This is a genomic window from Methylobacterium sp. 2A (assembly GCF_009806555.1).
Classification (GTDB): Bacteria; Pseudomonadota; Alphaproteobacteria; order Rhizobiales; family Beijerinckiaceae; genus Methylobacterium.
Genome location: NZ_VUOK01000010.1, coordinates 154,941 through 180,743, shown reverse-complemented (window position 1 = coordinate 180,743; position 25,803 = coordinate 154,941). Strand labels below are relative to the sequence as shown.

At 68.9% G+C, this 25,803-nt stretch carries 28 protein-coding genes; 21 read left to right on the top strand and 7 right to left on the bottom strand.

Translation table 11 applies throughout. The features are described 5' to 3' along the window. Nucleotides 1-288 precede the first annotated feature (288 nt). From FVE89_RS05975 to folK, 16 genes are all read left to right on the top strand, one after another. Complete coding sequence (locus FVE89_RS05975) at nucleotides 289-1,359, top strand: formyltransferase (protein ID WP_160533122.1); 1,071 nt, start codon at nucleotides 289-291, stop codon at nucleotides 1,357-1,359. Next, nucleotides 1,353-2,999, top strand: coding sequence for a formylmethanofuran dehydrogenase subunit A (locus FVE89_RS05970; protein ID WP_160533121.1), 1,647 nt, complete (start codon nucleotides 1,353-1,355; stop codon nucleotides 2,997-2,999). The genes FVE89_RS05975 and FVE89_RS05970 overlap by 7 nt, the downstream gene beginning before the upstream one ends. A gap of 222 nt (nucleotides 3,000-3,221) precedes the next feature. Beyond that, complete coding sequence (gene fhcD / locus FVE89_RS05965; RefSeq protein WP_160533120.1) at nucleotides 3,222-4,190, top strand: formylmethanofuran--tetrahydromethanopterin N-formyltransferase; 969 nt, start codon at nucleotides 3,222-3,224, stop codon at nucleotides 4,188-4,190. Next, the gene (locus FVE89_RS05960; protein ID WP_160533119.1) at nucleotides 4,187-4,981 is read left to right on the top strand and encodes a formylmethanofuran dehydrogenase subunit C; all 795 of its coding nucleotides are present in this window, start codon (nucleotides 4,187-4,189) and stop codon (nucleotides 4,979-4,981) included. The genes fhcD and FVE89_RS05960 overlap by 4 nt, the downstream gene beginning before the upstream one ends. Nucleotides 4,982-5,065: 84 nt before the next feature. Beyond that, nucleotides 5,066-5,272 carry a hypothetical protein gene (locus FVE89_RS05955; protein WP_160533118.1) on the top strand — a complete coding sequence of 69 codons (207 nt, stop codon included), beginning with the start codon at nucleotides 5,066-5,068 and terminating at the stop codon, nucleotides 5,270-5,272. A 197-nt stretch (nucleotides 5,273-5,469) separates the two neighbouring features. Continuing rightward, the gene (locus tag FVE89_RS05950) at nucleotides 5,470-7,104 is read left to right on the top strand and encodes an ATP-binding protein (protein ID WP_160533117.1); all 1,635 of its coding nucleotides are present in this window, start codon (nucleotides 5,470-5,472) and stop codon (nucleotides 7,102-7,104) included. Continuing rightward, the gene (locus FVE89_RS05945; protein WP_160533116.1) at nucleotides 7,101-7,805 is read left to right on the top strand and encodes a response regulator transcription factor; all 705 of its coding nucleotides are present in this window, start codon (nucleotides 7,101-7,103) and stop codon (nucleotides 7,803-7,805) included. Before FVE89_RS05950 ends, FVE89_RS05945 begins: the two co-directional genes overlap by 4 nt. A 224-nt stretch (nucleotides 7,806-8,029) precedes the next feature. Then, nucleotides 8,030-8,119 carry a pyrroloquinoline quinone precursor peptide PqqA gene (pqqA, locus tag FVE89_RS05940; RefSeq protein ID WP_007564431.1) on the top strand — a complete coding sequence of 30 codons (90 nt, stop codon included), beginning with the start codon at nucleotides 8,030-8,032 and terminating at the stop codon, nucleotides 8,117-8,119. Between the two features lie 33 nt (nucleotides 8,120-8,152). Next, complete coding sequence (gene pqqB / locus FVE89_RS05935; RefSeq protein ID WP_160533115.1) at nucleotides 8,153-9,052, top strand: pyrroloquinoline quinone biosynthesis protein PqqB; 900 nt, start codon at nucleotides 8,153-8,155, stop codon at nucleotides 9,050-9,052. A gap of 310 nt (nucleotides 9,053-9,362) precedes the next feature. Beyond that, nucleotides 9,363-10,448: a pyrroloquinoline-quinone synthase PqqC gene (gene pqqC, locus FVE89_RS05930; RefSeq protein ID WP_160533114.1), complete on the top strand. Its 1,086-nt coding sequence runs from the start codon at nucleotides 9,363-9,365 to the stop codon at nucleotides 10,446-10,448. Further along, complete coding sequence (gene pqqE / locus FVE89_RS05925; protein WP_160533113.1) at nucleotides 10,445-11,590, top strand: pyrroloquinoline quinone biosynthesis protein PqqE; 1,146 nt, start codon at nucleotides 10,445-10,447, stop codon at nucleotides 11,588-11,590. The genes pqqC and pqqE overlap by 4 nt, the downstream gene beginning before the upstream one ends. Continuing rightward, nucleotides 11,587-12,297 carry a hypothetical protein gene (locus FVE89_RS05920; protein WP_160533112.1) on the top strand — a complete coding sequence of 237 codons (711 nt, stop codon included), beginning with the start codon at nucleotides 11,587-11,589 and terminating at the stop codon, nucleotides 12,295-12,297. The genes pqqE and FVE89_RS05920 overlap by 4 nt, the downstream gene beginning before the upstream one ends. Then, complete coding sequence (locus FVE89_RS05915; protein ID WP_160533111.1) at nucleotides 12,278-12,640, top strand: hypothetical protein; 363 nt, start codon at nucleotides 12,278-12,280, stop codon at nucleotides 12,638-12,640. The genes FVE89_RS05920 and FVE89_RS05915 overlap by 20 nt, the downstream gene beginning before the upstream one ends. A gap of 81 nt (nucleotides 12,641-12,721) precedes the next feature. Continuing rightward, complete coding sequence (gene folP, locus FVE89_RS05910) at nucleotides 12,722-13,558, top strand: dihydropteroate synthase (RefSeq protein ID WP_160533110.1); 837 nt, start codon at nucleotides 12,722-12,724, stop codon at nucleotides 13,556-13,558. Nucleotides 13,559-13,560: 2 nt separating this feature from the next. Next, complete coding sequence (gene folB / locus FVE89_RS05905) at nucleotides 13,561-13,938, top strand: dihydroneopterin aldolase (protein WP_160533109.1); 378 nt, start codon at nucleotides 13,561-13,563, stop codon at nucleotides 13,936-13,938. After that, complete coding sequence (gene folK, locus FVE89_RS05900; RefSeq protein WP_160533108.1) at nucleotides 13,935-14,405, top strand: 2-amino-4-hydroxy-6-hydroxymethyldihydropteridine diphosphokinase; 471 nt, start codon at nucleotides 13,935-13,937, stop codon at nucleotides 14,403-14,405. Before folB ends, folK begins: the two co-directional genes overlap by 4 nt. Before the next feature lie 6 nt (nucleotides 14,406-14,411). On the opposite strand, the gene xoxJ is transcribed toward folK, so the two are convergent. The 6 genes from xoxJ to FVE89_RS05870 all read right to left on the bottom strand — a co-directional run bounded on the left by xoxJ (nucleotide 14,412) and on the right by FVE89_RS05870 (nucleotide 20,600). Beyond that, the gene (xoxJ, locus tag FVE89_RS05895; protein ID WP_202130608.1) at nucleotides 14,412-15,257 is read right to left on the bottom strand and encodes a rare earth element methanol dehydrogenase accessory protein XoxJ; all 846 of its coding nucleotides are present in this window, start codon (nucleotides 15,255-15,257) and stop codon (nucleotides 14,412-14,414) included. Further along, nucleotides 15,257-15,871 carry a c-type cytochrome, methanol metabolism-related gene (locus tag FVE89_RS05890; protein WP_160533106.1) on the bottom strand — a complete coding sequence of 205 codons (615 nt, stop codon included), beginning with the start codon at nucleotides 15,869-15,871 and terminating at the stop codon, nucleotides 15,257-15,259. Before FVE89_RS05890 ends, xoxJ begins: the two co-directional genes overlap by 1 nt. A gap of 132 nt (nucleotides 15,872-16,003) precedes the next feature. Then, complete coding sequence (gene xoxF1, locus FVE89_RS05885) at nucleotides 16,004-17,809, bottom strand: lanthanide-dependent methanol dehydrogenase XoxF1 (protein WP_160533105.1); 1,806 nt, start codon at nucleotides 17,807-17,809, stop codon at nucleotides 16,004-16,006. Between the two features lie 708 nt (nucleotides 17,810-18,517). Further along, on the bottom strand, nucleotides 18,518-18,805 hold the full coding sequence (locus tag FVE89_RS05880) for a hypothetical protein (protein WP_160533104.1): 288 nt from the start codon (nucleotides 18,803-18,805) through the stop codon (nucleotides 18,518-18,520). Between the two features lie 111 nt (nucleotides 18,806-18,916). Next, the gene (rnd, locus tag FVE89_RS05875; protein ID WP_160533103.1) at nucleotides 18,917-20,104 is read right to left on the bottom strand and encodes a ribonuclease D; all 1,188 of its coding nucleotides are present in this window, start codon (nucleotides 20,102-20,104) and stop codon (nucleotides 18,917-18,919) included. 88 nt (nucleotides 20,105-20,192) lie between these two features. Beyond that, nucleotides 20,193-20,600, bottom strand: coding sequence for a hypothetical protein (locus tag FVE89_RS05870; RefSeq protein WP_246730509.1), 408 nt, complete (start codon nucleotides 20,598-20,600; stop codon nucleotides 20,193-20,195). A gap of 156 nt (nucleotides 20,601-20,756) precedes the next feature. On the opposite strand from FVE89_RS05870, the gene aspS reads away from it, so the two are divergent. The 5 genes from aspS (at nucleotide 20,757) to FVE89_RS05845 (ending at nucleotide 25,554) form a co-directional block, all read left to right on the top strand. Further along, a complete protein-coding gene (aspS, locus tag FVE89_RS05865) occupies nucleotides 20,757-22,601 on the top strand; it encodes an aspartate--tRNA ligase (protein WP_160533101.1) in 1,845 nt (614 codons plus the stop codon). Nucleotides 22,602-22,614: 13 nt separating this feature from the next. Further along, nucleotides 22,615-23,487 carry a glycosyltransferase family 2 protein gene (locus tag FVE89_RS05860; protein ID WP_160533100.1) on the top strand — a complete coding sequence of 291 codons (873 nt, stop codon included), beginning with the start codon at nucleotides 22,615-22,617 and terminating at the stop codon, nucleotides 23,485-23,487. Next, on the top strand, nucleotides 23,484-24,557 hold the full coding sequence (locus FVE89_RS05855) for an acyltransferase (RefSeq protein ID WP_160533099.1): 1,074 nt from the start codon (nucleotides 23,484-23,486) through the stop codon (nucleotides 24,555-24,557). Before FVE89_RS05860 ends, FVE89_RS05855 begins: the two co-directional genes overlap by 4 nt. Before the next feature lie 280 nt (nucleotides 24,558-24,837). Next, nucleotides 24,838-25,212 carry a helix-turn-helix transcriptional regulator gene (locus FVE89_RS05850; RefSeq protein ID WP_160533098.1) on the top strand — a complete coding sequence of 125 codons (375 nt, stop codon included), beginning with the start codon at nucleotides 24,838-24,840 and terminating at the stop codon, nucleotides 25,210-25,212. 21 nt (nucleotides 25,213-25,233) lie between these two features. Further along, entirely contained in the window at nucleotides 25,234-25,554 is a 321-nt protein-coding gene (locus FVE89_RS05845) for a hypothetical protein (protein ID WP_160533097.1), read from the top strand. Here FVE89_RS05845 and FVE89_RS05840 read toward each other — a convergent pair. Beyond that, nucleotides 25,524-25,778, bottom strand: coding sequence for a DUF3297 family protein (locus FVE89_RS05840; RefSeq protein ID WP_160533096.1), 255 nt, complete (start codon nucleotides 25,776-25,778; stop codon nucleotides 25,524-25,526). The genes FVE89_RS05845 and FVE89_RS05840 overlap by 31 nt on opposite strands. Nucleotides 25,779-25,803: the final 25 nt, after the last annotated feature.

The following is a 25,803-nucleotide window of genomic DNA, read 5'->3' as shown; positions in this document are numbered from 1 at the left end:
AGAGGCAAGCCGCCGCCTGAATCACAAAACGCCCCGACCGCGAACCTAAACCTCCTCACGCTGAAGCGATTGCCCTGGCATTCCCGCGGGACCCCCTTGCCGCGATGGGCCGATGAATGCAAACCTAGGTCTTGCGATGGCGTGCCGAGTTTGCCGTCTGCCCGGAACTTGACGGGCGGGCGTGCCATTCCGACACTGCGGGGACCCGGTTTCGGGGTGGCTCGCTTCGTCCGGTCTTACGGCCGTCGCCCGCTCCGAATCCAAGACAAGAACGGCGCGAGAGGGAGCATGGCAGCCTGGGTGAAGGGTGGCGCGACGGACGCGGGCACCGCCATCGAGGCGGCCGCATCCCTGCTCGCCAAGGCGCGCGCGCCGGTGATCGCCGGCCTGAGCGCCGATGTGGCCGCGATTCGCGCGGCCTACGATCTCGCGGGGCGCATCGGCGCCTCCGTCGACACCGCCGGTGCGGTCGGGACCTATGCCGAACTCGGCGCGCTGAGCCGGGTCGGCGCCCTGACGTCGACGCCGGCCGAGGCGGTCGGACGCGCCGACGTCGTGCTTGTGGTGGGCGCCGCCCCCTGGCAGGCGCCGCTGATGAAGCGCCTGATCGACACGAAGCCGACCCGCGGCCGTGCTGCAGGATCAGATCGCGCGCTCCTGGCCGTCGGCGCGAACGCCACCGCGTCCGTGGCATGGCCCGCCGCGGGCGGTCTGGCGGAAGCCGTGGGCGTGCTGCGTGCCTATGCCCGTGGCCATCTCGCCGGTGACGCGCTCCCCGGGCAGATCGCGGCCCGGCTGGCCGCCGCGCAATATGGCGTCCTCCTCTACGATCCCGCCGAGCTCGGCGAGGCCGGCATCGAGATGCTCCAGGGCCTCGCCATGGAGCTGAGCGAGACGACGCGCTGCTTCACCCTCGCCACCGGCGGCATCGGACAGGACCGGGCGGTCGTGCCCGTCTCGGCCTGGATGACCGGTCAGGCGCCGCGCAGCGGTTTCGGCCGCCGCGTGCCCGAGCACGATCCCTGGCGCTTCGACGCCGCCCGGCAGGTCGCCGCCGGCGAAGCCGATGCCGTCCTGTGGCTCGCCTCCGTGCCGGCGGCGCGCCCGGACTGGCTGTCCGCCGTCCCGTCCGTGGCGCTCGTCCCAGATGGTGAGGCGAAAGCCGCCGAAGTGGTGATCGCGGTCGGCCAGCCCGGCCGTGATCACGGCGGAGTTCTGTGGAACGAACCGCGCGCCGCACTGACCTACTGGCCGGCCTCGGCGCCCACGGATCTGCCGTCGGCCGCGTCGATCCTCGGCGCCCTGAAGGAGCGCCTGATCACGGGCCAAGCCGCGTCGAGGAGTGAACCCGCATGCTGAGCGTGATCCGGGGCGGGCGCGTCGTCGATCCGACCACGTCCCGCGATTCCGTGGGGGATGTCTGGATCGAGGACGGCCAGATCATCGATCCGCCGGGCCGCGAGGCCGACGCCGTCATCGACGCGGCGGGCTGCGTGGTGATGGCCGGCGGCGTCGAGGTGCATTCGCATATCGCGGGCGGCAACGTGATCACCTCGCGGCTGCTCCTGCCCGACCTCTACGTGAGCGAGGCGGCGCCCGAGGGGCATCCCTTCGCGCATGCCGGCGGGGCCGCGGCCTGGATCGGCTCGACCTATGCGCGGATGGGCTATACCACCGCGGTCGAGCCCGCGATGCCGCCGACCCACGCGCTGGCGACACAGCTCGAACTCGCCGACATTCCGCTGCTCGACCGCGGCGCGCTGACCGTGATGGGCAACGACGATCAGCTTCTGCAGATGCTGCGCGAGCGCCAGGGCGGCAACGCGGTGCGCGACCTCGTCGCCCTGTCGGTCGCCCAGTCGCGTGGCCTCGGCGTGAAGTGCATCAACGCGGGCGGCGCCTCGGCCTTCAAGGACGGGGCGCTTCGCCTGTCGCTCGACGACGAGATCCCCTGCTACGGGCTCTCGACCCGCCAGATCATGGGCTCGCTCCTCGACGCGGTCGAGGAGATCGGCGTCCCGCACCCGCTCCACGTCCACTGCAACAACCTTGGCCTGCCGGGCGCCGATGACAGCTTCATCGCGACGCTCGATGCAGCCGAGGGTCGGCGGATCCACTTCGCCCACGCCCAGTTCTACGCCTACGGCGCGGTCGATCCGGCCAATCCCGGCACCGGCGGCTTCCGCTCGGCGGCCGAGCGGATCGCGCAAGCCATCACCGACAACCCGAACGCCACCCTGGATATCGGGCAGGTGGTGTTCGGCCAGACGGTCACGGTGTCCCTCGACATTCTCCGGCAGTTCGCGGGGCGGAAGGGCGCCAATCCCAAGAAGTGGGTGCTGAACGCGGGCGACGCCGAGGGCGGCGGCGTGGTGCCGTTCCTGTACCGGCCGCGCGGCCCGACCAGTTCGCTGCAATGGGCGATCGGCCTGGAGATCATGCTGCTCTCCACCGATCCGGAGCGGACGATCCTGACCACGGACCATCCGAATGGCGGCCCGTTCACGCAGTATCCGCGCATCATCCACCTGCTGATGGACAAGTCCGAACGCGACCGCGAGATCGCGACGCTGCCCAAGATCGTGGGCGAGCGCTCGGGCCTGCCGGGGCTGGAGCGGGAATACACGCTTTCGGAGATCGCGCAGCTGACCCGCTCCGGGCCGGCCAAGCTTCTCGGGCTCGCGGACCGCGGCCACCTGCGGGCCGGCGCGCGCGCCGACGTCGCGGTCTACCGGGACGACGCCAATCGTACCGCGATGTTCACCGCCGCCAAGCTCGTCCTCAAGGACGGCGTGCCGATCGTCGAGGACGGCGAAATCGTGGACTGGCGTTCCGGACGCACGCTGTCGCTCACCGTGGAGGCCGACAAGGCCATGGCCAAGCGCGCCGACACCTACCTCACGGAACGGTTCGGCGAGGGCCTCGACAGTTTCGCGGTGCCCGATGCCGCGTTCGGCGAGGGCACGGATAATTTCGAGGCGGTGCCATGTCGGGTATAACGCACGCCCCCCTCCCTCCCCCCTCTGCGGGGGAGGGTACCCTGCGGAGCAGGAGGGGAGAGGGGCGGCGCGACGCTTTGGGTTTCGGCTCCCGGCGCGACCTTTCTGGCAGCGGCGCTCCTCCCTTGTGGGACTTCGTTCCGACCCGACCCCTGCTGACGCAGGGGCCATCCTCCCCCGCAGAGGGGGAAGGGATTTGGCCGTCGCGGAAATCCGAAAACAATGTCTGACCTCTCCCTCAACGGCATCCGGGTCATCGACACCTTCGCGGAGGCGTTCGACGTGGCCGGCACGGCCATCATCGTCACGAACGACACCGCCAAATGGGCGATGATCGCCGCCACCACGATGACGGGCTTCGCCACCTCGGTGATCGGCTGCGGCGCCGAGGCCGGGATCGACGCCGAGCTGTCGCCGGAGGAGACCCCGGATGGGCGGCCGGGCGTGCGCATCCTGCTGTTCGGCTTTGAGCCGAACGGACTCAAGGAGCAGCTGATCAAGCGGGTCGGCCAGTGCATCCTCACCTGCCCGGGCACCGCCTGCTACGCGGGCGTCGAGGGGCCGACCAAGATCAAGCTCGGCGGCGCGATCCGCTATTTCGGCGACGGCTTCGCGGTGGCCAAGCGCCTGCCCGACGCGACCGGCAAGGAGCGGCGCTACTGGCGCATCCCGGTCATGGACGGCGAGTTCCTGTGCGAGGATTCGGTCCGCGCCGTCGAGGGCGCGGTCGGCGGCGGCAATCTGCTGTTCCTCGGCCGGACCCATGCCGAGACGCTGAAGGTGGCCGAAGTCGCCGTGGAGGCCGCCAAGGCGGTTCCGGGTGCGATCCTGCCCTTCCCGGGCGGCATCGTGCGCTCCGGCTCGAAGGTCGGCGGACGGACCAAGGGCATGATGGCCTCCACCAACGATGCCTATTGCCCGACCCTCAAGGGGCGGGCCGGCTCGGCGCTGCCGCCGGAATGTGGCGTGGTGCTGGAGATCGTGATCGACGCCTTGACCTCGCAGGGCGTGTCCGACTCGATGCGCGCTGGCCTGCATGCGGCGACCGAGATTGGCGGAAAGCACGGGCTGATCGCCGTGACGGCCGGCAATTACGGCGGCAATCTCGGCCGCCACCATTACCACCTGCGCGACCTGATCGCGCGCGACGACGCCAAGATGACGACGCCGAGCCGGAGGGCTGAGCCGTGAGCACCCTCACCCTGCGGCAAGCGCCGCCCGAGCGGCTGGATTTCTTGAACGTCAATCCGCTGGCGCTGAGCCGCCTCACGCAGGGCGAAGCCGAGCGCCTGGAGGTCGGCACGACCCGGACCGGCGTGCGCCTCGGCGATTGCTTCTCCGTGTCCCTCGACGGGTCCGATATCCTCACCGTCGAGGGCGGCCACGAACGCCTGGACCGGGTCGGCGCCTCCCTGTCGGAGGGGACGATCCGGGTGACCGGCGATGTCGGCCAGCGCCTCGGCGCCGGCATGGCGGGCGGCAGCCTGACGGTCACCGGGAATGCCGGGCCCTATGCGGCCTCCGGCGCCACCGGCGGCACGATCACGATCGAGGGCGACGCTGGCGATTACGCGGGCGGTGCGGTCTACGCTGCCAAGGCCGGCCTCGACGGGGCGACATTGATCATCCGCGGCACGGCGGGCGCGCATCTCGGCGACCGGATGCGGCGCGGGACGATCCTCGCGGGGCGCGCGGGAAACCTCGCGGGCTCGCGCATGATCGCCGGCACCCTGGCGGCGCTCACGGTCGGCGACCATCCCGGCCTCGGCATGCGTCGCGGGACGCTTCTGCTGGGCGCCCACGGCCGGATGGCCGAGACCTTCGTGGAGACCGGCGCGCACGATCTCGTGTTCCTGCGCCTGCTGGCTCAGGCCCTGCGCGGCCTCAGCCCGGAGCACGCCGACCTCCTCGCCAAGCCCCTGCGGCGCTATTCGGGCGACCTCGCCACCATCGCCAAGGGCGAGATCTGGGTCGCGGCCTGACGCCGCCTGGGCAAGGGGCGTGGACGCGTCCTATGCTCCGGATCAAGCCGGCCCGCACGAGGCCGGCAGCCCGGGAACGCGCCCATGCTGCTGCTGCTGTCGATCTGCCTCGTCGCCCAGCCCTCGACCTGCCGCGAGGACCGGATCGAGATGTCCTCCGGGGCGTCGAGCCCCTTCGTCTGCCTGCGCAATTCCCAGAGCGCGCTGGCGACGTGGCAAGAATCCCATCCCGAATGGCATGTCGCGCGCTGGCGCTGCGCCGCCAAGGGCAGCCTGCCGAAGGATCTCTGAGCGGGACCGATGTCCGGACCACGCTTCCCCCACCCACCACCTCATCCTGAGGTGCCGGAGCGCAGCGGAGGCCTCGAAGGAGGGATCCAGGTATCGCACGGCCGGCTGGAGGGCTCCTTCGAGGCGGCTTCGCCGCATTTCAGGATGAGGGCGGGGGCGGGTCAACGGGCGTCAGCTTTCGAGGCAGGGGCGCGACCATGCGCTCGCTGAAGACCCGCTTCGCGCTGCTTCTGGGCGGCACCGCCATCGTGGTGATGCTCGCCGCCGTGGCCGCGCTCGCGGCGATCGGCGCGGCCGAGCGGACCGTCGACCGGACGCTCGAAGCGCAGCGGCGGCTGGAACTGCTCGCCGAGCTGTCCGGACGCCTCACGCAATTCGGTTTGGCCGCCGTCGAGACCGTGGGCAATCCCGACGGCCAGCCCGAGGCGATGGCGATCGCCCGCGACAATGCCGACCGCGCCCTGCGGACCGTCGACGAGGCCCTGGCGAAGAGCTTCCCGCCGAGCGACGATCCCGCCGACCGGATGCAGTATGCGGCCCGGACGCGCCCGATGGCGCAGCTGCGCGCGGCCCGCGCCATCCTCGACCGGCAGGTGGCGCTGATCAGCCGGCAGTCCGACTCTGAGAAGCGTCAGGACTCGATCAAGGGCGCGCTCAACGGCTTCGGCGCCATGACGGGCCAGCCGCTCTCCTTCCTGATCGAGGCCGAGCGGCGCAGCATGGCGCTCGGCTCCGAGCAGGCCCGCGCCCTGTCAGAGCGCCTGCGCCTCGCCGCCGCCGCAGCGGTGACCGCGGCCCTCGTGCTGCTGGCGATCCTCTATCGCGGCGTCACCCGGCCGACCCTGGCGCGGATCGAGGAGGTGCGCCGGGCCGCGAGCGCCATCGGCCATGGTGCCCTCGACACGCGCCTCTCCGTGGCGACGCGGGACGAGCTCGGCCTGCTGATGACCAACGTCAACCGCATGGCGGCCCGCCTCGCCCGGCGGGAATCGCGGGTCGCGGCCGATCGGGCGGCGCTGGAGGATACCGTCGCGGCCCGGACGGCGGATCTGCGCGCCGCCAATGCCCGCCTCGAATCCGTGGACCAGTCGCGGCGGCGCTTCTTCGCCGATGTCAGCCACGAGCTGCGCACCCCGCTGACCGTGATCCTGGGCGAGTGCGACCTCGCCCTGCGGGGTGCCTCCCGTGGTGCCGATCCCGGGCCGGTCTTCGCGACAATCAGGAAGCGGGCGCAGCGCCTGAAGCTGCGGGTCGAGGACCTGCTGCGGGTTGCCCGCTCGGAGACCGGCGAGATCGCCTTCGACAAGCGCCCGCTCGGGCTGGCGCTGGTGCTGTCGGAGGCGGTGGACAACATGGCCTCGGAGGCCGCCCGCCGCCGGGTCGCCCTCACCCTCGATCCGGGGACCCAGGATGTGGAGTGCGTCGCCGATCGCGAGTGGATCCGGCAGACCGTCGAGAGCCTCGTGGACAATGCCCTGCGCCATGCCGCCGGTCTCACCCGCGTGGAGGTTGCGTTGGCGGCCATCCCCGGTCCTGCGGGCCGGATCACCGTGACGGATGACGGGCCGGGCTTCAGTGCCTCCGAGGCCGAGCTGTTCGAGCGCTTCAGGCGCGGTGCCGGCGCGGGGCCCGACGAAACCGGCTTTGGCATCGGCCTCGCCCTGGCGCGCTGGATCGTCGAGCAGCATGGCGGGACAATCCACCTGGGTGCCGGATCGGAGGGGCACGGCGCCCGCGTGAGCCTGGACATTCCGGCGCTCGATCCGGCATGGAATCCCGGCACGGCCGGCGACACGGCTGGCGCCGCACAGGAGAGGGAGCCGGCCGCATGACGCGGATCCTGATCGTCGAGGACGATATCGACATCCGCGGCCTCCTGGCCCGCGGCCTGGAGGCGGAGGGGTTCGAGGTCGGCACGGCGGCCTGCGTCGATGAGGCGTTGAAGGCCGCGCACGATCCGGCACCCGGCGCCGTGCTCCTCGACATCAACCTGCCGGACGGGTCGGGCCACGATGTCTGCCGATCCCTGCGGGAGGGCGGGTTCCCCGGCGCGATCCTGTTCCTCTCCGCCCGCGACGAGATCCGCGACCGCGCCGAGGGTCTGGCGCTCGGCGCCGACGACTACATCGTGAAGCCCTTCGAGTTCGACGAGCTGGTGGCGCGCCTGCGCACCCACCTGATGCGGCGCGAGCAGGCCGAGGCGCCGCGCTCGCGGATCACGGCGGGCCGGCTGATCCTCGACCTCGACACCCGGCAGGCGAGCTGCGGCGAGGCCATCGCCCGCCTCACCCCCCGCGAGGCCGATCTGCTCGCCATGCTGATGGAGAGCATCGGCAAGCCGGTCTCCCGAGCGGACATCTTCGACCGGCTCTGGGCCAGCCAGGGCGGCCTCTCGCTCAACGTGGTGGACGTCTACATCGGCTACCTGCGCTCGAAGATGGCCGATTTCGTGCGCTATGGTGGTCCAGCCCTGACGACCGTGCGCGGTAAGGGCTTCATGCTAGAATTGCGTGGTCCGGACTTTCGGCAATGAGCGACTGTACTTAAGTCTTAATTGCCGACGTTTCTGGTTGGTTTCTGGATCTTTAGCACGCGTCTCACGAAAAATTTGGGAGGATCCGGCAATTTCGTGCTTGAAGCGTGTGCGTGAATGGTCGATACCGGTTCCGCGCCGAAAAACGAAAGCGCCATCAGTGTCTTAGGGTCTTCTTAGGATCCGCCTGACGCTCGGTGAGGATACCGCCAAGGAGAAACACCATGAAGTGGGCTGCCCCCGTCGTGTCCGAGATCTGCGTCGGCATGGAAGTGACGAGCTACGAGTCGGCTGAGATCGACACCTTCAACTGAGTTTCACGGGCCGGGGATCTCGGGAGCCGCACCATGCGCGTCGTGATCCTCGGTTCCGCGGCCGGCGGCGGCCTTCCCCAGTGGAATTGCCGCTGCCCCATCTGCACGCTGGCGCGGTCCGAGCCGGACCGGGTGCGGCCTCGGACCCAGTCGAGCATCGCGGTCTCCGCGGACGGGGCGGATTGGCTGCTGATCAACGCCTCGCCGGACATCCGGCAACAGCTTTTCGACAATCACGCGATGCATCCGCGCGAGGGCCTGCGCCACTCGCCGATCCGCGCCGTGCTCCTGACCAACGGCGACGTCGATCACGTGGCGGGTCTGCTCACCCTGCGCGAGGGCCAGCCCTACACGCTCTACGCCACGCGCGGAATCCTCGATTCGGTGAACGCCAACCGCGTCTTCGACGTGATGGCCGAAGGCGTCGTGGCCCGTCAGGCGATCGGCATGGATGAGCGGTTCGAGCCGTTGCCCGGCCTGTCGGTCACGCTGTTCCCGGTCCCCGGCAAGGTGCCGCTGTGGCTGGAAGACGAGACCATGGAGATCGGTGCCGAGACCGAGACGACGGTCGGCGCTTTGATCGAGGCCGGCGGACGGCGCCTCGCCTACATCCCCGGCTGCGCCCGCGTGACCGATGGCTTGCGGGCGCGCATCGCCGGCGTGGACGCGCTGCTGTTCGACGGCACTGTCCTGCACGACGACGACATGATCCGGGCCGGTGTCGGGACGAAGACCGGCTGGCGCATGGGGCACGTGCCGATGCGCGGGGAAAACGGTTCGATCGACGCCCTGGCGGCAACCGAGATCGGCCGGCGGATCTTCGTGCACATCAACAACACCAACCCGGTGCTGGTCGAGGGATCCCCGGAGCGGCAGGATGTCGAGGCGGCCGGCTGGACGGTGGCGCATGACGGCCTGAGCGTGTCGCTATAGGATTATAGGCCTACCATCCACCCCTCATCCTGAGGTGCCGCGGAGCGGCCTCGAAGGAGGGCTCCAGGGATCGCCCGGCCAGCTGGAGGGCTCCTTCGAGGCCTTCGCTGCGCTCCGGCACCTCAGGATGAGGGGTGGATTGGAAAACCTGGGCAGGATCTCAGACGACGTTTCAGAACATCTCGGCGGGTGAGACGGTTGGGACGACCGGTTGTCGGCACTATATCGTCTTCACGTTCAGGAACACGCCCCGTTGCCGAGGGCGGGACGACACAGGAAACGCGACCCGAGAACGGACGCCGGATACGCCATGAACGCAGTCTTCCCGACCCCCGACACCGCCGAGAGCCAGCGTCTCCTGAGCCGCGAGGAGCTGGAGGCGGCGCTCCGCGATATCGGCGCACGCCGCTACCACAACCTGCACCCGTTTCACCGCCTGCTCCATGACGGCAAGCTGTCGAAGGATCAGGTCCGGGCCTGGGCGCTGAACCGCTACTACTACCAGGCGATGATCCCGGTGAAGGATGCGGCCGTCCTTGCCCGGATGACCGACGCGTCGCTCCGGCGGATCTGGCGCCAGCGCATCGTCGACCATGACGGCGACCACGAGGGCGATGGCGGCATCGAGCGCTGGCTCAAACTCGCCGAGGGCGTCGGCTTCGACCGGGATTACGTGCTCTCGACCCGCGGCATCCTCTCGGCGACCAAGTTCTCGGTGGAGGCCTATGTCCACTTCGTTTCCGAAAAGAGCCTGCTGGAGGCGATCGCCTCGTCGCTGACCGAGATGTTCTCGCCGACGATCATCTCCGAGCGCGTCGCCGGGATGCTGAAGAACTACGACTTCATCACCAAGGACACGCTGGCCTATTTCGACAAGCGCCTCACTCAAGCGCCCCGGGATGCCGATTTCGCCCTCGACTACGTGAAGCGGCACGCGACCACGCCGGAATTGCAGCGTCAGGCGATGGCGGCGCTGACCTTCAAGTGCAACGTCCTCTGGACGCAGCTCGATGCCCTGTACTTCGCCTATGTCGCGCCCGGGATGATCCCGCCGGATGCGTGGCGTCCGGGCGAAGGCCTCGTTGCGGAGAGGGCGCCGGTCCAGGCGGCGGGCGGCAGCCGCAAGATGGTGGCCGAGGATCGTCCGCGGCTCCCCCGGGGCGTGCGGCTGCGCCATGACGAGACCCGCGGCAAATACGTCCTGCTGGCCCCCGAACGCACCTTCGACCTCGACGACAACGCTGTGGCGGTCCTCAAGCTGGTCGACGGCACCCGCAGCGTGGCGGCGATCGCCGACGAGCTGGGCAAGACCTACGCGGCCGATCCCCGGGCCATCGAGTCCGACATCCTGGTGATGCTCGAGGGCTTGGCTGAGAAACGAGTCCTTGAGCGATGAACGCCATCACGCCGAACCGGCCCGAGGCGCCGGCACCGGTGGGACTGCTCGCTGAGCTGACCCATCGCTGCCCGCTGCGCTGCCCCTATTGCTCGAACCCGCTGGAGCTCGACCGCCGCTCCGGCGAGCTCGACACGGCGACGTGGCAGCGGGTCCTCACGGAGGCTGCGGGTCTCGGCGTGCTCCATGTCCACCTGTCCGGCGGCGAGCCGACGGCGCGCAACGACATCGTCGAGATCACCAAGACCTGTGCGGATCTCGGCCTGTATTCGAACCTGATTACGTCGGGAGTCGGTGGTGCGCTGGCCAAGCTGCAGGCGCTCTACGATGTCGGGCTCGACCACGTGCAGCTGTCGGTCCAGGGCGTCGATGCGCAGAACGCCGAGAAGATCGGCGGTCTCAAGAATGCGCAGCCCCAGAAATTCGAATTTGCCGCCAAGGTGGTGGAACTGGGGCTGCCGCTGACCCTCAACTCCGTCATCCATCGCGGCAATATCCACGAGGTGCCGGGCTTCATCGATCTCGCGGTCACGATGGGTGCCAAGCGGCTCGAAGTCGCGCACACGCAGTATTACGGCTGGGCCTACGTCAACCGCGCCGCCCTGATGCCCGACAAGGCGCAGGTGGACGCGTCGATCCGGATCGTCGAGGCGGCGCGCGAGCGGCTGAAGGGTCAGCTCGTGATCGACCTCGTGGTGCCGGATTACTACGCGAAGTACCCGAAGGCCTGCGCGGGCGGCTGGGGCCGCAAGCTCATGAACGTCACGCCCCAGGGCAAGGTCCTGCCGTGCCACGCCGCCGAGACGATCCCGGGCCTGGAATTCTGGACCGTCAACGATCATTCCCTGGGCGAGATCTGGCGCGACTCCCCCGCCTTCACCGCCTATCGCGGCACGGACTGGATGAAGGAGCCCTGCCGCTCCTGCGACCGGCGGGAGAAGGATTGGGGCGGCTGCCGCTGCCAGGCGCTGGCGCTGGCCGGCGACGCTGCGGCGACAGATCCGGCCTGCTCGCTCTCCCCACTCCACGCCAAGGTGCGGGCGCTCGCCGTCGAGGAGGCGGCCGAGAACCCGCCCGATTACGTCTATCGGACGATCGGCAGCAACGTCCGGTCGCCGTTCAAGGAGGACGTCCACTCGTGAGACTTGTTGCCACGACCGCCCTCGTGCTGGCGCTGGCCGCGTTGCCCGCCTTCGCCGAGGATGCACCGAAACCCGCCACCGTGACCCAGGCCAACGCCGCGGCTGCGCCGAGCGCGGCCGATCTGCTGTTCGACCAGCCGCAGATGAAGAACACGACGCCGGGATCGACGATCACGTACGATTACCTGCGCCGCTCCGGCATTGCGGGCGGGCCGTTCGGGGCGCCGTTGCAGGACACGCTGACCCTGAAGGTCGAGCCGGGCAAGAACCCGGATGCAAGGGACATCAGCGTCACGATGTTCTCGGGGCTGAATCGCGTGCCGGCCGGCCCGTTCGAGGATATGGCGGGTAACCCCGTCGTGTCCCTGTTCCTGGAGAACCACCTCCGGGGGCTGGCCAAGGTGCTGGAAGCGAACCCGCGCTACCTGAAGCTCGCGATCCGGAAGGGCCTGCGTGAGAAGGCGGTGGTCACGCCGACGAAGGTCACTGTCGGCGGCAAGGAGGTCGACGGCTGGCAGGTGGTCACGAAACCCTTCGCCGGCGACGCGATGGCGCAGCGCATGCGCGGCATGGACGACATGACCTATACCTTCGTCACGGCCCCGTCGGTCCCCGGCGAGATCGTCTCGATCGAGGCGTCCTCGAAGAACCAGGACGGCGGCGAGTTGCTGGAGGAGAAGCTGAACTATGACCAGAAAGCTGGCTAAAAGCGGCGCGCTGGCCGTCCTCGCCCTGACCCTGTCGGGGCTGGCCGGCTGGGCGGCCGAGGAGAACGATTACCCGACCGATGCGCGGGTCGATTACGTGTTCGGCTGCATGGCGGCCAACGGCCAGACCCGCGACAGCCTGCAGAAATGCTCCTGCTCGCTCGACCAGCTCGCCGCGATCCTGCCCTACGACAAGTACGTCCAGGCGAGCACGATCCTGTCCATGCGGCAGGGCATCGGCAACCGCGCCAACGAGTTCAAGTCGACCAAGATCTTCGACGACAAGGTCGCCGAACTCCGCCGCGCCCAGGCCGAGGCCGAGATCCGCTGCTACCACGGGTGAGCGGATGGGGCCGGCGTTGCGCCGGCCCCGCGATTCGCGCAAACCGGGCCCCGAACCGCGCATGTGAACGGGACCCGCACCGTGACCCCCTCCCCCGGCCTGTCCGACCTGCTTCCCGATCTCGGCGGGCACACGCTGGTGATGGGCATCCTCAACGTCACCCCCGATTCCTTCTCCGATGGCGGCCTGTTCGCCGGCGAGGAAGCGGCCATCGCCCAGGCCGAGCGGCTGGTGGCGGAGGGCGCCGCGATCCTCGACATTGGCGGTGAATCGACCCGGCCCGGCCACGTCCCGGTGCCGGCCGAGGCGGAGCAGGCCCGCGTCCTGCCGGTGATCCGCGCCGTCGCGCCGCGGATTGCGGTGCCGATCTCCATCGACACCTACAAGGCCTCCACGGCCCGTGTCGCTCTGGAGGCGGGGGCGCGGATCGTCAACGACGTCTGGGGCCTGCAGCGCGAACCCGATATCGCCACGGTTGCGGCCGCCCACGGGGCGCCGGTGATCATCATGCACAACCGCGAGACGATCGACGCGGGTGTCGACATCATCGCCGACATGCTGGCCTTCTTCGAGCGCTCGCTCGGCATCGCGCATCGCGCCGGGATCGACGATTCCAACATCGTGCTCGATCCCGGGATCGGCTTCGGCAAGACCTGGGCGCAGCATCTCGAAGCCCTGCGGCGGCTGCCGGAGATCCGCGCGCTGGGCTTCCCGGTGCTGGTCGGCGTCTCCCGCAAATCGCTCCTCGGGCGGCTGCACGACCGCGAGACCCGTCCGGCTGATCGCCTCACCGGGTCGCTCGCGGCCCACGCCGTCGCGGCGACGCTCGGCGCGGACATCGTGCGGGTGCATGACGTGGCGGCCCATGTCGAGGCGATGCGCGTCGTCGATGCGGTGATGCGGCCGGAGGTGCAGTGAGCATGGCGGGCGATCTTATCCGCGTGACGCGGATCGCCGTGTTCGGCCGGCATGGCCTGTTGCCCGAGGAGGCGGTGCTCGGCCAGCGCTTCTACATCTCCCTCGAAGCCCGCCTGGATCTCGGCGAGGCGGGCCGCTCCGACGACGTCACCGGCACGGTGAGCTACGCGGATCTCACGCAGATCGTCGTCGAGATCGCCACGGAGCGGCGGTTCAACCTGATCGAGGCGCTTGCGGAGACAATCGCGGCGACGATCCTCGAACGGCACAGGCGCGTGGAGGCGATCGCCGTGCGGGTCGACAAGCCCAGTGCCCCGGTCCCGGCGATCCTGGACGGCGTCAGCATCGAAATCGTCCGCCACCGCGGAGCGCAGGCATGAAGGCCTATCTCGGCATCGGCAGCAATATCGGCGACATGGCCGCGATGCTCGATCGAGCCGTGGCGGGGCTCGCCGCGACGCCGGGCATCCGGGTCCTGGCGCGCTCGGCCGATTACCGCACGCCGCCCTGGGGCAAGACCGATCAGCCCTGGTTCCTCAACGGCGCGGTGGCGGTGGATACGGATCTGGATCCGCACGGCCTGCTGGATGCCTGCCTCAAGGTCGAGCAGGATCTCGGCCGCGTGCGCGAGGAGCGCTGGGGGCCGCGGGTCATCGACATCGACGTGCTGGCCTATGAGGGCGCCGCCGTGGACGATGCCCGCCTCGTCCTGCCGCACCGCTACGTGCGGGAACGGGCCTTCGTGCTGGTGCCGCTGGCCGAGATCGCGCCGGATCTCGTCATCGGCGGCGAGCGCGTGGTCGATGCCTTGGAGAAGCTTGATCGGACGGGTATCGAGCGGGCCTGAACCCGCTCACCGCTCGCCGGGCTGGGCCAGCTTGTTCTCTTCCTCGTCGAGGAGCGGCACGTCGTAGTCGCGCAGGACCTTGTCGATATCGGCCTTGCGCTTGCGCAGCACGGTGTTGAGGGTGCGCTTCCAGTCATTCTCGCCGATCCGGACGCCCATGGCGATCCGGTAGGCCATCGGCGGCCGCTCCGGCTCCTTGAGCAGCGGTACCACGGTCATCGCGGTGCCGGATTGCTTGGCGAGCCAGCCCGCCGCCGGGCCCCAGAGCACGGCCGCGTCGATCTCCTTGGCGGCGAGCGCCGCGACGATCTCGGCCGCCACGGTCTGGTACTTGCGGGCCGGATCGAGCTGATAGGGCGCGTAGGCCTTCATGGTCGAGACCAGGCCGAGCTCGCCCATCCGGTTGACGGGCGGCGTGCCGGCGATCACGCCGATGCTTCTGCCCTTCAGGCGTGGGTCGTCGAGGGCGGTGATGCCGTCGAACTCGCCGGCCCGGGTGATCAGCGTGTAAGCCGAGCGGTAGTAGGGATTGGTGGTCTGGACGAGGTCGCTGCCGAAGGCCTGGCCCATGATCAGGTCGCAGAGGCCGGTTCCGAGCGTGTTGCGCACGAAACCGGGTCCCTGCGTCAGCCAGTAATAGCGGACCTTGATCTTCAACTCGTCGGCGATGATCGCCGCGATCTTGTTCTCGAATCCGTCCTCCTTGCGTTCGGAGAACGGCATGTTGCCCGGGTCCCCGCAGACGCGCAGCACGTCCGTCGTCACCATGTCCGGCAGGTGCTGGGCGAGTGCCCCCTGCGCCGTCGTCAAGGACAGGGCGCAGAGGGCGACGATCCGGGCAAGGGGCGCCATCAGAAGCCCATGCACTCCTTCTCGGCCTTCTTGGCCGCGTCGGGCTTGTCCTCGTGCTCGGAGGGACGGATACGCCCGATCGCCCCGGCGGCGCGCGCCTTCAGATAGACGTACAGGTCGTCCGAGTAGCACATGACGTTCTTATTGTCGCCGAAGGCCGGCATGACCTTCTGCTCGGCGGCGTTCACGTCCTGCTTGCCGCCGACCAGGATGCCGATGAACTCCTCGTAGGAGAGATGCTTCAGCGAATCCTTCAGCGCCGGGGCGTAGGTCGAGCCCATGCCGTCCGGGCCGTGGCAGACATGGCACTCGGCGTGATAGCGGCGGTATCCCGAATAGCTATACCAGTCGAGCATCTTGCCGTCCTGGGTCACGTGGAAGGTCGGGTGACCCTCGGCATCCATATACTTGCCGTCCTCCACCTTCACGGCGGCATCCGCGGCGAGCAATTTGGGGTCCTGCTCGGCGGTCTTGTCGTTCGCGTTCAACGAGTTGGCGAACTTGGGGTCGGCAGCGGGCTTGGCATCCTCAGCATGTACGGCAACCGTGGAAACGGTCGCTAGGGCGAGGGCGGCGATAACGGGCCGCGTTACGATCTTGCTGAGGTTGAGCAACGCATCTGTCTCCCTGTTCCGAGGCCTTTCGTCTTCCACCGAGCGACAGCCTCTTGCGAGAAAGTCTAATCATAAGAGTGCCGGCGCGGAAGCCCGCGCCGGCACGGTTGTCATCGTGGACCCTGCGGCCGATTAGTTCGGCAGGGCGAAGACGGTCAGCTGGCCGCCGAGGTTGGTGTACTGCGACAGAGCCGCGTAGCCACCCACCGCGCCGAGGCCGGCATTCGGGTCGGTCAGGCCGGCCGCGAGGCCGATACCCGCCCAGCCGCCGACGCCCGAGAGGACGCCCACGTACTGCTTGCCCTTGTGCTGGTAGGTCATCACGTTGCCGATGATGCCCGACGGGGTCTTGAACTTGAACAGCTCCTTGCCGGTCTTGTCGTCGACCGCCTTCAGGTAGCCCTCAAGCGTTCCGTAGAACACCACGTCGCCAGCGGTGGCCAGAGCACCGGACCACACCGAGAACTGCTCGGGGTCGGACCACTTGATCTTGCCGTTGACGCCATCCCACGCGATGAAGTTGCCCATGCCGCCGTGCGAATTCGGGGCCGGGTACATCGAGAGGGTCGCACCGACATAGGGCTGGCCCGGGGTGTAGGTCACCCGGAACGGCTCGTAGTCCATGCAGACGTGGTTGGTGGGCACGTAGAACAGGTTGGTCTTCGGCGAGAAGGCCGCAGGCTGCTGATCCTTCGACCCGAGGGCCGCCGGGCAGATGCCCTTGGAGTTGGTGTCCTCGCCGTTCTGCTCGGTCGAGTACTTCGACACGACCAGCGGACGGCCGTAGGTCTTGGAGCCCTTGTCCATATCGACCTTGGACGCCCAGTTGACGGCCGGGTCGTACTTCTCGGCGACCAGCAGGGCGCCGGTCTCGCGGTTCAGCGTGTAGCCGAAGCCGTTGCGGTCGAAGTGGGTCAGGAGCGGCTGCTCCTTGCCGTCGATCTTCTGATCCGTGAGGATCATCTCGTTGATGCCGTCATAGTCCCACTCGTCGTGGGGGGTCATCTGGTAGACCCACTTGGCCACGCCCGTGTCGGGGTTACGCGCCCAGATGGTCATCGACCAGCGGTTGTCGCCCGGACGCTGCTTCGGGTTCCAGGTCGAGGGGTTGCCCGAGCCGTAATACATCAGGTCGAGCTTGGGATCGTAGGAGAACCAGCCCCAGGTGCAGCCGCCGCCGGTCTTCCACTGATCGCCTTCCCAGGTCTTCAGCGAGGAATCCTTGCCGACCGGCTTGCCGAGGTAGGTGGTCTTCTCCGGATCGACCAGCATCTGGTCGTCCGGGCCCTCGGAATAGCCGCGCCACACCTTCTTGCCGGTCTTCAGGTCGTAGGCGGTGACGTGGCACTGCACGCCGAACTCGCCGCCCGAGATGCCGACGATGACCTTGTCCTTGACCGGCAGAACCGTCGCGGTGTTGGTCTCGCCCTTCTTCGGGTCGCCGTTCACGACCGACCAGTTGACCTTGCCGGTCTTGGCGTCGAGCGACACGAGGGTGGTGTCGGCCTGGTGCAGGAGGATGGCGCCGTCGGCATAGGCCAGGCCACGGTTGACCGTGTCACAGCACATGACCGGGATCACGGACGGATCCTGCTTCGGCTCGTACTTCCAGAGGATCTTCGCCTCGTGGTCGAGGTCGAGGGCGTACACGATGTTCGGGAACGGCGTGTGCACGTACATGACGTTGCCGACGACGAGCGGCGAGCCCTCGTGGCCACGCAGGACGCCGGTCGAGAAGGTCCAGGCGACCTGGAGATTCTTGACGTTCGACGCGTTGATCTGGTCGAGCTTCGAATAGCGGGTGTTGGCGTAATCAACCGTCTGGAGCACTTGCTCCGCCGGGTTGGCGATGCCCTTCATCACGCTTTCATTGGCCAGCGCCGGCGCGGCAATCGCCGCGACACCCGCGCCGAGCGCAAGGAGATGCACTGCTCTCATGGGTTCCTCCGACAAGTCTTTGAGAATACGCGCGGCACACTGAGAGAAGGGTGCCGCTCGGACCCCGACCTGACTGTTTGCGACAGGGATGGACGCCTCGGTAGCGGGCTTCGTCGACTGAGGGAGATCTTTCAGATCCCCTGGGCCAGGAGCCGCCATCCCTGATGCGGCTCCCTCGAAACCGAGGCTTGCCCGGACCTTAAGAGATTTTTGAGCGCCGTCAACTCGCTGTTTCGCGGTTCTCTACACAGGGTGAAAGCTTCTTCTGAAGTTACAAACGCCGGCCAAACGTCACGGGGCCGCCAAAAGAAATGTTGCGCCGCACAATCGCCGGGCGGTTCCTTGCGAAAGAGATCACGGCCACGCGAGCGCGACCCATGCAGATCTTGCACTGGGTGCAGCGTTACTGCCGGTCCGCATGCAGCGATCGCGCGGATAGTGGCGGCATAGCCAACGATCGCTCCCACATGGCGATCGTGGTGAACTGCGTTGCGATATCGCTCTGCAGCAAAGCTGCGATGTATTGAGGCAGGTAAGACTTATACGCGTCATCGCAGCAGGCTCGAAAATGCGGGATCCTTTGGCATCCGGGCCAATCGGGCGCGACAAATTGCCGAATCGTCCCGGCTGTCGGGCGCCGATCGGCGGTCAATGACACGTGCGGTGAGCCTTTGCGCTCGGCGATCCCGATCGCCCTGGTTGCGGATGTCAGAGGATGCCGATCGGGCCTGTGCTCTCGAATTCCGCCGCGTCACCAATCAGGTCCGTGACGGAGATGCTGAGTCGACGACCATTGGCGAGCCGTAGCTGTGCGTCCGGCTCGAGCCAGATGGGCCGCAAATTGGAGTGGCTGCCGTGCAGCGAGCCGTACGCGACGACCCCGCCTCCCCGTCGCTCGACGACGACGCGATAGCGAACCCGAACCGAACCGCATCCCTCCGCCGTAACGAGACCGCGGCCGGTCAGCGTCTTCAGGACTTCGTTCGGCTCGAACATACGCGGGACGCACGGGCGGGAAGGAACGGCAATCGGATTGCCACTTAATCCCACCCGCCGGGCCGAGTCACGCCAGCGTGCTCGCGTTACCCTGCAATCGTCAGCAGTCGCTCAATCGGCAGGTCCGCAACCCGCCATCGGAAGAGGCGCGTCGAGATTCCGCACGACGATGCGGCCGTGTTCGACGGACAGCGCCAGCCGGCCCTGCTTGAGGGCCAGCGCCTTCTCGCCGAACAGCATCCGCCGCCAGCCTTCGAGGGCTGGCACTTCGGCCGCATCATCGTCGGCGATGGCTTCGAGATCATCGACGGTCGCGATGATCTTCGGCGCGACGCCCTCGGATTCGCAGACCGCCTTCAGCAGCACCTTCAGCAGTTCCACGATGGCCCCGTTGCCGCCGCTGCGGCGGAGACGTTCCGGCATGCGGATGTCGGCCGTATCGCGCGACAGGCCCCGCTCCACGGCCGCGAGGATGTCGGCGCCCGTGCGGGAGCGTTCGAAGCCCGCCGGGATCGTGCGCAGGCGGCCCAGCGCCTCGACGCTGCGGGGCGCGGCCGAGGCGATGTCGATGACCGCCTCGTCCTTGAGGACGCGCCCGCGCGGGACGTTGCGGGTCTGCGCCTCGCTCTCGCGCCACGCCGCGACCTCCATCAACACGGCAATCTCCCGCGGCTTGCGCATGCGTCCGGCGAGGCGCCGCCACGCCTGGGCCGGTTCGGCCCGGTAGGTCTCGGGCGACGTCAGCACCGCCATCTCCTCGTCGAGCCACGCGCCGCGGTCGGTGCGCAGCAATTCGGCGACGAGGACTTCGTAGACCTTCACCAGATGCGTGACGTCCGACAGCGCGTAGGTGAGCTGCGCGTCCGACAAAGGCCGCCGCGACCAGTCGGTAAACCGGGAGGATTTGTCGATCTTGGCCTTGGCGACGTCGTTGACGAGCTGCTCGTACGAGACGGAGTCACCGTAGCCGCACACCATGGCGGCCACCTGCGTGTCGAAGAACGGGTGCGGCAGGATCCCGCCCAGCATCCAGACGATCTCGAGATCCTGGCGGGCGGAGTGGAAGACCTTCACCGTGCGTGTATCCGCCATCAGCTCGATGAACGGCTTCAGGTCGATCCCGGGCGCCAGGGGATCGACCAGCACGGCGGTACCGTCCGGAGCTGCCATCTGGATCAGGCAGAGCTTGGGGTAGTAGGTCGTCTCGCGCATGAACTCCGTGTCGACGGTCACGAAGGGTTGCGCGGCCAGACGCGTACAGATGTCCCGCAGCGCGTCGGTTGAAGAAATCAGGTCCATGGACCGGCTATACGCAACCGGCGCGGCGCTGGGGAGGGAAACCGGCGCCGCGCCCCCGGTTTTTCCCGCATTCCCCGTCGCGAACCCCTTACGAAAAGGCCTCGACCGGCCGCGCGGTGGCCCTGCGGCGCGCCCGCGCCTGCCGTTTGATCCGAAGGGCAGCGGCCCGGCGTTGCGCTTCGGCGCGCCCGAGCAGCCGGTCGAGGATGCCGGTCTCGATCCGCTCGCCGGTGGCCCCGTCGACGAGACGGCGGATCCGGTCGACGCGGAAGCCGCGATAGCCGCCGCGGCGCGCATCGATGCCGCCGAGAAGCGTCCGGCCCGGTCCGAGCTTGAGTTCGCGCGCCTCGAGGGACCGGTTGCTCCAGGCACCGGTCGCATCCTCGTAGACGAGGTCGAAACGGCCGTCGAGCGGTAGCGTCCGCCACGCACGCGGCGGCGGGTCGCGGGGCGTCGCCGGCTCGACCGCCTTCGGGAAAAAAGCGTTGTCGTTCATGGACATCATATGGGGATTGCCGGCCCTATCCGGTAGTCCGGCCGCGCCCGCGGAGGCGGTTCGCGACGGGACCCGGCGCGGGCCGCGCCTGACGCTGCGCTTGACTTGGGGGGCCTCGCGTGAATGGTGCCGGCCTTCCCACAGAAGAAGCCCGTCATGCATCGTTACCGTTCCCACACCTGCGGGGCGCTCCGCCCGTCCGATGTCGGGCAGTCCGTCCGCCTCTCAGGCTGGTGCCACCGCATCCGCGACCATGGCGGCGTGCTCTTCATCGACCTGCGCGATCATTACGGGCTGACCCAGTGCGTGGTCGATTCCGATTCCCCCGCCTTCAAGGCGGCCGAGGGCGTCCGCTCGGAATGGGTCGTGCGGATCGACGGCCGCGTGCGCACGCGGCCCGCCGGCACCGAGAATCCCGAGCTGCCGACCGGCGCAGTCGAGGTCTACATCGACGACCTTGAGGTGCTGGGGCCCGCGGGCGAGCTGCCGCTGCCGGTCTTCGGCGACCTGGAATATCCGGAGGAGACGCGGCTGCGCTACCGCTTCCTCGACCTGCGCCGGGAGAAGCTCCACGCCAACATCATGAAGCGCGGCGCGATCATCGACTCGCTTCGCCGGCGGATGCGCGCGGGCGGGTTCTTCGAGTTTCAGACGCCGATCCTGACGGCCTCCTCGCCCGAGGGTGCGCGCGACTACCTCGTGCCCTCGCGCGTCCATCCCGGCAAGTTCTACGCGCTGCCGCAGGCGCCGCAGCAGTTCAAGCAGCTGACGATGATCGCGGGCTTCGACCGCTACTTCCAGATCGCCCCCTGCTTCCGCGACGAGGATGCCCGGGCCGACCGCTCGCCGGGCGAGTTCTACCAGCTCGATATCGAGATGAGCTTCGTCACCCAGGAGGATGTGTTCCAGGCGGTGGAGCCGGTGCTGCGCGGCGTCTTCGAGGAATTCGCCGAGGGCAAGCGCGTCACCAAGGAATTCCCGCGGATCACCTACGCGGATTCGATGCTGAAATACGGCGTCGACAAGCCGGATCTGCGCAACCCGTTGATCATCGCCGACGTGACCGACCTGTTCGCCCGCGAGGACGTGGCCTTCAAGGCGTTCAAGGGCGTGATCGCCTCCGGCGGCGTGGTCCGGGCGATCCCGGCGACCGGGGCGGCGAGCCAGCCGCGCTCGTTCTTCGACAAGCTCAACGACTGGGCCCGGTCCGAGGGCGCGCCGGGCCTCGGCTACGTCGTGTTCGAGGAGGAGAACGGCCAGCTCTCCGGCAAGGGGCCGATCGCCAAGTTCATTCCGGCCGAGGTGCAGGCGCTGATCGCCGAGCGGGCCGGGGCCAAGGCGGGCGATGCGGTGTTCTTCTCCGCCGGCGTCGAGGGCAAGGCGGCCGGGCTCGCCGGGAAGGCGCGCATCCGCATCGGCGACGAGCTGGGCCTGTGCGACAAGGACCAGTACGCCTTCTGCTGGATCACCGACTTCCCGATGTACGAGTGGAGCGAGGAGGAGAAGCGCATCGACTTCTCCCACAACCCGTTCTCGATGCCGAACATCGACCGCGAGGAGTTCCTGGCGCTCGATCTCGGAGCACTGGCCTCCGAGGATGAGAACGGCCCGAACACCAGGCGCATCCTCAACATCAAGGCGTTCCAGTACGACATCGTCTGCAACGGCGTGGAGCTGTCCTCCGGGGCGATCCGGAATCACCGTCCGGACGTGATGGAGAAGGCGTTTGCCATCGCGGGCTACGGCCACGAGGTGCTGGAGCAGAAGTTCGGCGGCATGCTCAACGCGCTCCGCATGGGCGCCCCGCCGCACGGCGGCATCGCGCCGGGGGTGGACCGCATCGTCATGCTCCTGTGCAACGAGCCGAACATCCGCGAGGTGGTGCTGTTCCCGATGAACCAGCGCGCCGAGGACCTGATGATGGGTGCGCCCTCCGAGGCGACGCCCAAGCAGCTGCGCGAGCTGCACATCCGGCTGAACCTGCCCGAGAAGAAGGCTTGAGCCCGGCCGCGCAGTGCCGCGCCTCGTCGCGATCGTCGTCGCGCATGACAGCGCGGCGGCGCTGCCCGCCTGCCTCGCGGCGCTCGCCGGCCAGCACGTGCCGGCGATCGTGGTCGATAACGCCAGCCGGGATGCCTCCGTGGCCGTCGCGGAGGAGGCCGGCGCGCGGGTGATCCGCAACGCCCGCAACGAGGGCTATGGCCGCGCCAACAACCGGGGCGTCCGGGCCGCGGAGACCGCGGAGCACGTGCTGATCGTCAACCCGGACGTGATCCTGCGGCCGGGTGCGGTTGACGCTTTGCTGACGGCGGCGCGGACCTGGCCGGATGCGGGCCTCCTGGCGCCGCGGCTGGTCGAGCCCGACGGGCGCTTCTTCTTCCAGGCGCGCTCGCTGCTTGCGCCCTATCTGACCAATCCCGGCGGCCGGCTCGCGCTGCCGCAGGGGGATGCCTGCGCGCCGTTCCTCTCCGGGGCCTGCCTGATGATGCCGCGCCGCCTGTTCCTGGACCTCGGCGGCTTCGACGAGCGGATCTTCCTGTTCTACGAGGACGACGACCTGTGCCGGCGCATCGCCGAGGCCGGGCGGGCGCTGATCCATGTCCACGCCGCCGAGGCGCTGCACGGCCGCGGCCGCTCCTCGGCGCCGGAGCGGGGCCGCGTGTTCCGCACCCGCTGGCATCAGGCGTGGTCGCGGGCCTATGTGAGCCGCAAATACGGCCTGCCCGATCCGAGCCTCGCGACCCTGCTGACCAACCTGCCGAAGGCGCTGCTCTCGGCCCTGGTGCTGCGCCGGAGCGGGCTGGAGCGCTATGGCGGCTCGACAGCCGGCGCCCTCGCCTTCCTGCGCGGCCGGACCGCGCTCGCCCGCGAGGGCCTGCCCGGATGAGTGCGCCGACCATCTCCGCCGCCCTCGGCGGGCGCAACGGCTTCACCGGGCTGCGGCTGGCCCTGGCCCTCGCCGTGGTGGTGTCGCACGCCTTCAGCGTCGCGACCGGAGCCGCCGGCGACGAGCCCCTGGCCCGGCTCACCGGCTACACGCTGGGCGAGCACGCAGTGAACGGCTTCTTCGCCGTCTCGGGCTTCCTCGTGACCATGAGCTGCGAGCGGCGCGGGATGCGCGACTACGTGCTGGCCCGCAGCTTACGGATCCTGCCCGGGCTGGCGGCCGCGACCCTCGTCGTGTCGCTCGGCCTCGGCGCCGTGCTGACCCGCCTGCCCGTCTTCGAGTACTGGCGCGATCCGCACCTGTGGTCGTTCATCCGCGGGACGCTGACGACCTTCAAGAGCAACGCCGCCCTCCCCGGCGTGTTCGAGTCCAACCCGTACCGGGCGCCCCTCGGCACGGTCTGGACGCTGAAATACGAAGTGCTGTGCTATCTCGGCGTCCTCGCCGCCGCCCTATGCGGTCTGCTGCGGCGGCGCTGGTCGGCCCTGGCGATCGTCGCCGGGCTCGCGCTGGCGCTGGCCATCGTGGGGGGGCTTCGGGGTTCCAACCTGCCCAAGGGCACCGAGACCGCCCTGCGCCTGCCCCTGATCTTCGCGGCCGGCGCCTGCCTCTATTTGTGGCGCGAGCGTTTGCGGATCTCCGGTGCCGCCCTGGCCTGCCTCGCCTTCGGGGCCTTCGTGCTCGCCCGGACGCCGGCCTATCCGGCCCTGCTGTTCCTGGCGGAGGCCTACGGCGTGGTCTGGCTCGCCCTCGAGCCCCTGGCGCGCGGATTGTTCGATCCGCCCGCCGATCTGTCCTACGGGGTCTATCTCTACGGCTGGCCGATCCAGCAGAGTCTGCACGCCCTGTGGCCGCAGATGTCTGGGCCCGCGCTGCTGGCGCCCGCCCTCGCCGTGACGCTGCCGGTGGCGGCCCTGTCCTGGTACGGGATCGAGCGGCCGGCCCTGGCGCTCAAGGCCAAGGCGCTGGGGCGGCGCCGCCTCGGTACGATCGAGCCGGCGGGGCCGTGAACGTCGGCATGCACAGCGATCGAAACGCGGGCGACCACGGCCTTCGTTCGCGCACTGACCTTTTCCCGGGCGCATGCAGCGCCAGCGGAATGCGACCTGGGATCCAGCGCAAAACGTCGCGAAGCGTCGATCTGGATTAACCTGTGCCGCTGACGCGGCGCTTTTCGTGCTAGGTCCCGGATCAGGTTCCGCTGTCGCTCCACCTGTCCGGGAAAGGGCGCGGGTCAGGAGCCGGAGGCGCCCGATCCCGCACGGTCGAGAAAGGACTGGATGCCCTGCAATGGCTGTTCAAACCATTGTCACCCCGTCGGGCGAGCGGCTGATCGTCCTATCCGAATCCGCCTACACGGCGCTTCTGGAAGCCGCCGAGGACGGGGCCGACCGGGCTGCTGTCGCCGCCTTCCGGCGTCGTTTCGATGCCGGGGACGAAGAATTCGTCCCCGGCGCCGTGGTGGACCGCCTGCTTGCTGGTGAGAACCGTATCCGCGTCTGGCGCGAGCACCGGGGCCTTGAGGCAGAAGCCCTTGCGCAACGGGCGGACATCACGCTGTCCGAGATATCTCAGATCGAGGCCGGCACCCGAGAGGGCACAGTTGGCACGTATCGCAAGATCGCCGAGGCTCTCGGTGTCGATCTCGACGACTTGGTGGCTTGAGCCCGTTAGAGAAATACTGCGATGGCCCCGGCGCCTCCGGCCGCCTTTGATCTGGCGGTCCGGCTTCTGGAGTCTCACGGCTTCACGGTCGTCGCGCGCAACGAGCGCGGCGACAGCCTCTATCTCAGGCCGGCCGACTGCCCGTGGCACCTGCGCCTGTCGAACCATGCCCGCACCGCCAAGCAGCGCGCCCGGCGCACCGACATCCTGGCGAGCCTCGTCATCGACGAGCCGCGCTCTGCGGAGCAGATCAAGGCGCTGGTGGCGGACGCCGTCCGCAACTTCCGCGCCTCGCTCGCCCGGAAGGCCGATCAGGCCTCGGAGGCAGGCTCGCGCAGGTAGGGCTCCACCGGGCCCTTCAGCTTCACCGTCATCGGGTTGCCGGCGCGGTCGAGGGTCTTGCCGGCCGAGAGGCGCACCCAGCCCTCGCTGACGCAATATTCCTCGACGTTGGTCTTCTCGACGCCCTTGAAGCGGATGCCGACGCCGCGCTCCAGCAGGGCCGCGTCGTAATACGGGCTGTTCGGGTTGACCGAGAGGCGGTCGGGCAGCGCGGGGTCGGACATGGTCGGGCTCCGGAGTGAGCGTGAG

Bases quoted from the DNA above. Each gene is read 5' to 3' on its own strand.
- FVE89_RS05975 (WP_160533122.1), top strand. From the start codon at position 289: ATGGCAGCCTGGGTGAAGGGTGGCGCGACGGACGCGGGCACCGCCATC.
- FVE89_RS05970 (WP_160533121.1), top strand. From the start codon at position 1,353: ATGCTGAGCGTGATCCGGGGCGGGCGCGTCGTCGATCCGACCACGTCC.
- fhcD (WP_160533120.1), top strand. From the start codon at position 3,222: ATGTCTGACCTCTCCCTCAACGGCATCCGGGTCATCGACACCTTCGCG.
- FVE89_RS05955 (WP_160533118.1), top strand. From the start codon at position 5,066: ATGCTGCTGCTGCTGTCGATCTGCCTCGTCGCCCAGCCCTCGACCTGC.
- FVE89_RS05950 (WP_160533117.1), top strand. From the start codon at position 5,470: ATGCGCTCGCTGAAGACCCGCTTCGCGCTGCTTCTGGGCGGCACCGCC.
- FVE89_RS05945 (WP_160533116.1), top strand. From the start codon at position 7,101: ATGACGCGGATCCTGATCGTCGAGGACGATATCGACATCCGCGGCCTC.
- pqqA (WP_007564431.1), top strand. From the start codon at position 8,030: ATGAAGTGGGCTGCCCCCGTCGTGTCCGAGATCTGCGTCGGCATGGAA.
- pqqB (WP_160533115.1), top strand. From the start codon at position 8,153: ATGCGCGTCGTGATCCTCGGTTCCGCGGCCGGCGGCGGCCTTCCCCAG.
- pqqC (WP_160533114.1), top strand. From the start codon at position 9,363: ATGAACGCAGTCTTCCCGACCCCCGACACCGCCGAGAGCCAGCGTCTC.
- pqqE (WP_160533113.1), top strand. From the start codon at position 10,445: ATGAACGCCATCACGCCGAACCGGCCCGAGGCGCCGGCACCGGTGGGA.
- FVE89_RS05915 (WP_160533111.1), top strand. From the start codon at position 12,278: ATGACCAGAAAGCTGGCTAAAAGCGGCGCGCTGGCCGTCCTCGCCCTG.
- folB (WP_160533109.1), top strand. From the start codon at position 13,561: ATGGCGGGCGATCTTATCCGCGTGACGCGGATCGCCGTGTTCGGCCGG.
- folK (WP_160533108.1), top strand. From the start codon at position 13,935: ATGAAGGCCTATCTCGGCATCGGCAGCAATATCGGCGACATGGCCGCG.
- xoxJ (WP_202130608.1), bottom strand. From the start codon at position 15,257: ATGGCGCCCCTTGCCCGGATCGTCGCCCTCTGCGCCCTGTCCTTGACG.
- xoxF1 (WP_160533105.1), bottom strand. From the start codon at position 17,809: ATGAGAGCAGTGCATCTCCTTGCGCTCGGCGCGGGTGTCGCGGCGATT.
- FVE89_RS05880 (WP_160533104.1), bottom strand. From the start codon at position 18,805: ATGTTCGAGCCGAACGAAGTCCTGAAGACGCTGACCGGCCGCGGTCTC.
- rnd (WP_160533103.1), bottom strand. From the start codon at position 20,104: ATGGACCTGATTTCTTCAACCGACGCGCTGCGGGACATCTGTACGCGT.
- FVE89_RS05870 (WP_246730509.1), bottom strand. From the start codon at position 20,600: ATGAACGACAACGCTTTTTTCCCGAAGGCGGTCGAGCCGGCGACGCCC.
- aspS (WP_160533101.1), top strand. From the start codon at position 20,757: ATGCATCGTTACCGTTCCCACACCTGCGGGGCGCTCCGCCCGTCCGAT.
- FVE89_RS05855 (WP_160533099.1), top strand. From the start codon at position 23,484: ATGAGTGCGCCGACCATCTCCGCCGCCCTCGGCGGGCGCAACGGCTTC.
- FVE89_RS05850 (WP_160533098.1), top strand. From the start codon at position 24,838: ATGGCTGTTCAAACCATTGTCACCCCGTCGGGCGAGCGGCTGATCGTC.
- FVE89_RS05845 (WP_160533097.1), top strand. From the start codon at position 25,234: ATGGCCCCGGCGCCTCCGGCCGCCTTTGATCTGGCGGTCCGGCTTCTG.
- FVE89_RS05840 (WP_160533096.1), bottom strand. From the start codon at position 25,778: ATGTCCGACCCCGCGCTGCCCGACCGCCTCTCGGTCAACCCGAACAGC.